Source organism: Streptomyces alkaliphilus (genome assembly GCF_014141535.1).
Classification (GTDB): domain Bacteria; phylum Actinomycetota; class Actinomycetes; order Streptomycetales; family Streptomycetaceae; genus Streptomyces; species Streptomyces alkaliphilus.
On sequence record NZ_VKHT01000345.1, the window covers coordinates 1 to 4,886 of the forward strand.

Below are 4,886 nucleotides of genomic sequence, written 5' to 3' on the forward strand. Positions count from 1 at the left end.
GGGCAGGACTCGGCGTGGGTGGCGTCGGGGTTCTTCGCGGGCTTCGCGATCGGCCCACCGCTGTTCGGTCTGCTCGCCGACGCCGGCCGTTACAACCGGGGATGGTTGCTGGTGGCGGGGTGGTTCGCGGTGGCCGGGGCCGTCTCCCTGACGTGGGCGGCGCGCGAGCGTCGCACGGCGGTTCGGTGAGGCCGGCCCACCCGGACCCGTCGGTGTTCCCGGACCTCTCCTTCGAGGCGGCCCTGGACCGGGTCCTTCGACGGGTGGCCGTCACGGCAGAGCGGGTCGGGGAGCGCTTCCCGCTGTTCGCCGATCCCGGGCACGGTCGATGGACCACCACCCGGCGGGGGTCGTGGACCGGTGGCTTCTGGAGCGGCCTGTTGTGGCTGCGGGCCCGGCACACCGGGGCGGCGACCGACCGCAATCTCGCCGTCGGCGCGACCGCCCGCCTCGCCGGCATGGTGGAGGCCGACACCGCCACCCGGGGGTTGATCTTCCGGTACGGCACGGTGTGGGCCGGGACGGACCCCGGCGCCCGTGCCGTGCGGGATGCCGCCGCCCGGGCCTGCGCGCGGGACTTCGACCCCGGCCCGGGCGTGCTGCCCTGGGGGTCGGCGTTCGGCGGCCCCCGCCTCCTGGCCCGGGTCGACGGCATCCCCGGCACCGTCCCGCTGCTGGCCGGGGTGGACGAATCGGCGGCCCTGTCCCACCTGCGGCGGCACCTGGAGCTGTGCGGGGGGAGCGGCGCCGAACACGGCTTCCCCCACTGGGCCTTTCGCCACGACCCGCACGCCGGATGGTCCCCCCCTGGAGGACCCCCCATCCGGCTGGTCCAGGGGCCGGGCCTGGATGCTGCCGGCACTCGCCGAAGGGCTGCGACTGCCCGGCGCGGCCGGGTCGGGCATCACGGCGGACGTGCCCGACCGCTTCGCGCCGTCCTCCGCGGACCCGCCCGTGCCCCCGGCCGATCACGCCCGACCCGACGGGCCGGTGGACACCTCCGTGGCGGCCGTCACCGCCTTCGCGCGCCTGGAACTCGGCCGGCAGGAACGAGCCGCCGCGATCGTGGCGGAGCTGACGCGTTCCCACCTCACCGCCGACGGGCGCCTACTCGACGGCTGCTACGACGCCGGGTCCGGGACCGCGACCGCGCACGAACTGATCTGGGGCACCTTCTTCCTCGCCTCCGCCCTCGCGGTCCTGACCGGCCTCGTCGACCTCCGGGAGACCGGATTCCGGGACACGCCGTCGGAGCCGTCGTGACCGCCCGCCGCCCGCCGGGACCCGCTCACCCCTCCCGGCGGGTCCCGGCGACGCCGCGCAGCACCCGGCGGGCCACCGAGGAGATGTGGAACTCGTCCGGCCCGTCCAGGATGCGCGCGGTGCGACCGGAGCGGAACAGGGCGGGCAGGGGCCCCGACGCACCCCCTGACCGACACCGGCTCATGAGGAGGCGAAGAGCCTCACCCGACCGGGCGTGGGCTCCGACAGATCGGGGACCCGCCCGGGGAACCGTGAAGACCTCACGAGCCACACCGAGAGAGCCCGCACTCCGCCGACCGGGAGCGTCGAGATCCTTCCTCGGGCACCGAAGCCCTGCGGACCGCCCCGTTGAACACGCGTTCCGCCAACGTCCACCCCGCCGAACCGCGGGCGGGAGCTCGGTCGGGTTCGCTTCACATTCCCGCAAAGCCGGCCCGCGGGAGCACGCCCCCTCACCCGGTACGACCCGCACGATCAGCCAACTGACACCCCGTCGGAACGAGCGTCATATGAGCGCCAGGATCCCGCGCCGTGCCCTCGTGCCGCTCTCGACACAAAGGCCATTTCGTCTCGAAACCGCAGGTCAGACCACTTCCACCGGCGAAGGGGGCACTCAAGGCGGTGGATGACCGGAAACACCCCGAAAGAGTTCCCGAACCGGCGAAACCGCAGGCCAGGAGCCCTTTGGGGCCGGTTCGAGGATCGTGACGCACTCCGCGTGGTGGGGCATCGGGTAAAGGGTCGGATTTCGGCCGACCGGAAAGAAGCACGGGTCACAGCCGGCATACGTCTCCCACTCACGTCCCGATCCGCGCCATCGGCGTCAAATGGGCGTCACGGAGCACACGGCCGGCAGGCAGCGATATGCGGGCCCGCCGCGCAGTGGGGGCGTTGGGAGCTCACCGACGCCTGTCCGATCACGCCGCCCGAACGGCACCGGAAACAAGAGGATTACCAGCGGTAGGATGGATGGCATGAGCGAAGCCACCGGCAAGTACTCCATCACCATGCCGCAGGACATCGCCGAGGCCGCGCGCGCCCGCAGCGGACCCTCCGGCCTCTCCGCCTACGTCGCCGCAGCCGTCGCCCGTCAGGTCGAGCGCGACAATCTCAACGAGCTCATCGCAGTCGGGGAGGCGGAACACGGCCCCGTCACCGACGAGGAGATCCAGGCCCTGCGCGACGAGCTCCACCGGGCTCGGCAGCAGCAGGGCCGGGGCCGGGCGGACGCCGCGTGACCCGCCCGTCCCCGGCGGTCCCGGGCGGCACCCTCGTTCTGGACAGTGAAGGTCTGACGAAGGCCGTCCTGCGCGACCGCACGGTGACCGCCTGGCTCGCCCTCGCCCGGGCCGATGACCTCCGGGTCATCACCTCCGCGGCCACCCTGGTCGAGGTCATCCACCCCCGGATCAACCGCCCCGCCCTGGAGTGGACCCTTTCCCGGCTGGTCGTGGAACCGGTCACCGACCCACTCGCCCGGCACGCGGCCACACTCCTCACCGACGCCGGGCTCCACGGCCACAAGTACGCCATCGACGCCATACTCGCCGCGACCGCACTCGCCGCCCCCGGTCCAACCACCGTGCTCACCTCCGACCCGGAGGACCTCACCACCCTCTGCGGGACACGGATCACCGTGATCAAGATCTGAAGGGAACCGTCCGGTTCACCATCAAAACCGGAAGCCCGACCCTGTCACCGATGGGGGATTTCGCCGACGCGCTCAGCGCCTTCCGCGACCGCCACCCTGCCCCCGGGAGGAGCACCGACTCCGGATCTCCCCCGCCGGTGTGACACGTCCCACGCATCACTCCACCTCCCGGCGAGGCGATGCCACGAGATCGGCGTCGGGTTCAAACGCTGTGCCCCCGGGCACAGCCGCACCCGATGGCAGGCAGCCGACAGCTCCGACGAGACGGGAACCGGTTCCGAAGACGTCACGTGTCGTGTGAAAGCACACCACCCACACGCGCGCCACGGATCACACCGTCCTCCATGACCGGCCGGAAGTGAGTAAGCCCGGATGACCGGCTCCCGAAGGCGAACCGCGCACCCGGGTGGAACACCTACCCGACCACCCGTGACGCTCCGTCGGAACGAGCGTCATATGAGCGTCAGGATCCCGCGCCGTGCCCTGATGCAGCTCTCGACACAAGGACCACTTCCTCTCGAAACCGCAGGTCAGGCCACTTCCACCGGCGAAGTGGCCACTCGAAGCGGTGGATGACCGGAAACACCCCGAAAGAGCTCCCCAACCGGCGAAACCACAGGTCAGGAGCCCTTTGCGGCCGGTTCGAGGATCGCGACGCACTCCAGGTGATGGGTCATCGGAAAGAGGTCGAAGGCACGGGTGAAGCGGGGGCGGTAACCGTGGTCACGGAAGGTCGCCAGGTCGCGGGCGAGGGCGGCCGGGTCGCAGGCGACGTAGGCGACGCGGCGCGGGCCGAGGCCGGCGATCATCTCGACCACCTTGCGGCCGGCGCCGGCGCGCGGTGGGTCGAGCACGACGAGGTCGGCCTCGGTGATGCCGGTGCGCGGCAGCACCGCCTCGACCTTCCCCTGCTCGATGCGGACCCGTTCGAAGTCGGCGAGGTTCTGGCGCGCGTCGCGTACCGCTCGGGCGGAGGACTCGATGCCGAGCACCGCGCCGGTCTCCCCCATCCGGTCCGCCAGGGCTCCGGCGAACAACCCGACGCCGCAGTACAGGTCGAGGGCGGTCTCCCCCTTTCGGGGCAGCAGACCGCGCATGACCGCGTCCACCAACACCTCGGGAGCGCGGATGTGAACCTGCCAGAAGCCGCCGCCGCTCACCCGCCAGGTGCGGTCATCGGCTCGTTCCCGGACGTACGGACGGCCGTGCACGCGGTGGACGGAACCGTCGCGTTCCTCGACCCGCTGCACCGACACGGGTCGGTCCAGTTCCACCAGCGGCAGCCGGCCGCCGGGGCGGGGGGTGAGCACCACCTGACGGTCGCCGGATCCGGTGGCGGCGATGGTCTCGACGGAGGCGATCCCGGGCCACTCGCGGCGTTCCACGCCCAGCTCGGAGACACCCTCGGCGGCGATCAGGCAGCGGTCGATCGGCTCCACCTCGTGGGAGCGGTGGCGGCGCAGGCCGGCGCGTCCCTCGGCGTCCACGGCGTACTGGACGCGGCTGCGCCAGGCCGGGACCTCACCGGCCGGGACCTTGTCCCCGGGGGCCGGCTCGACGGTGCCGTCCCAGCGGGCGTCCTCGGGGGTCATGCCGGCCAGCCGGCTCAGCTGTTCGGTGAGGACCTCGCCCTTGAGGCGGCGCTGGGTGCCGGGCTTGGCGTGCTGCCAGTCGCACCCGCCGCACCGGCCCGGCCCGGCGTAGGGGCAGGGGGCGGTGACGCGGTCCTTGGACGCCTCCAGGATCTCGACGGCGTCGGCGCGCAGGAAGCGGGACTTCTCGTGTCCCTCGGTGACCCTGGCGATCACCCGTTCGCCGGGCAGGGTGTGGCGGACGAACAGCACGCGGCCCTCGGGGGTGCGGGCGACGCAGTGTCCGCCGTGGGCGACCGGGCCGACCTCGACCTCCCACTCGCGGCCGACCAGGGAGGGGACGGCGGAGTCGGTGGAGGCGTCGCCGGACCCGGCGGGGC

5 protein-coding genes and 1 pseudogene are annotated in these 4,886 nt (G+C 72.8%); 4 read left to right on the plus strand and 2 right to left on the minus strand.

Features of this window, described 5'->3' with window-relative positions; genetic code table 11:
* Both FNQ90_RS12650 and FNQ90_RS27345 read left to right on the plus strand, forming a co-directional pair.
* Nucleotides 1–189: pseudogene (locus tag FNQ90_RS12650) on the plus strand (MFS transporter); the annotation flags it as partial.
* A gap of 660 nt (nucleotides 190–849) precedes the next feature.
* Nucleotides 850–1,263 (plus strand): hypothetical protein, encoded by a 414-nt coding sequence (locus tag FNQ90_RS27345; protein ID WP_228471086.1) that lies wholly within the window; start codon nucleotides 850–852, stop codon nucleotides 1,261–1,263.
* Nucleotides 1,264–1,288: 25 nt separating this feature from the next.
* Here FNQ90_RS27345 and FNQ90_RS12660 read toward each other — a convergent pair whose 3' ends face one another.
* Complete coding sequence (locus FNQ90_RS12660; protein ID WP_182606471.1) at nucleotides 1,289–1,447, minus strand: hypothetical protein; 159 nt, start codon at nucleotides 1,445–1,447, stop codon at nucleotides 1,289–1,291.
* 790 nt (nucleotides 1,448–2,237) lie between these two features.
* Here FNQ90_RS12660 and FNQ90_RS12665 point away from each other — a divergent pair.
* Nucleotides 2,238–2,501, plus strand: a complete 264-nt coding sequence (locus FNQ90_RS12665) for a CopG family transcriptional regulator (protein ID WP_182606468.1) — start codon at nucleotides 2,238–2,240, stop codon at nucleotides 2,499–2,501.
* The gene (locus FNQ90_RS12670) at nucleotides 2,498–2,914 is read left to right on the plus strand and encodes a PIN domain-containing protein (protein WP_182606469.1); all 417 of its coding nucleotides are present in this window, start codon (nucleotides 2,498–2,500) and stop codon (nucleotides 2,912–2,914) included. The genes FNQ90_RS12665 and FNQ90_RS12670 overlap by 4 nt, the downstream gene beginning before the upstream one ends.
* Before the next feature lie 620 nt (nucleotides 2,915–3,534).
* Here FNQ90_RS12670 and FNQ90_RS12675 read toward each other — a convergent pair.
* On the minus strand, nucleotides 3,535–4,839 hold the full coding sequence (locus FNQ90_RS12675; RefSeq protein ID WP_182606470.1) for a class I SAM-dependent RNA methyltransferase: 1,305 nt from the start codon (nucleotides 4,837–4,839) through the stop codon (nucleotides 3,535–3,537).
* Nucleotides 4,840–4,886: the final 47 nt, after the last annotated feature.

Excerpts from the sequence above, each read along its gene's own strand:
- FNQ90_RS27345 (WP_228471086.1), top strand. The coding sequence starts at position 850 with ATGCTGCCGGCACTCGCCGAAGGGCTGCGACTGCCCGGCGCGGCCGGG.
- FNQ90_RS12660 (WP_182606471.1), bottom strand. The coding sequence starts at position 1,447 with ATGAGCCGGTGTCGGTCAGGGGGTGCGTCGGGGCCCCTGCCCGCCCTG.
- FNQ90_RS12665 (WP_182606468.1), top strand. The coding sequence starts at position 2,238 with ATGAGCGAAGCCACCGGCAAGTACTCCATCACCATGCCGCAGGACATC.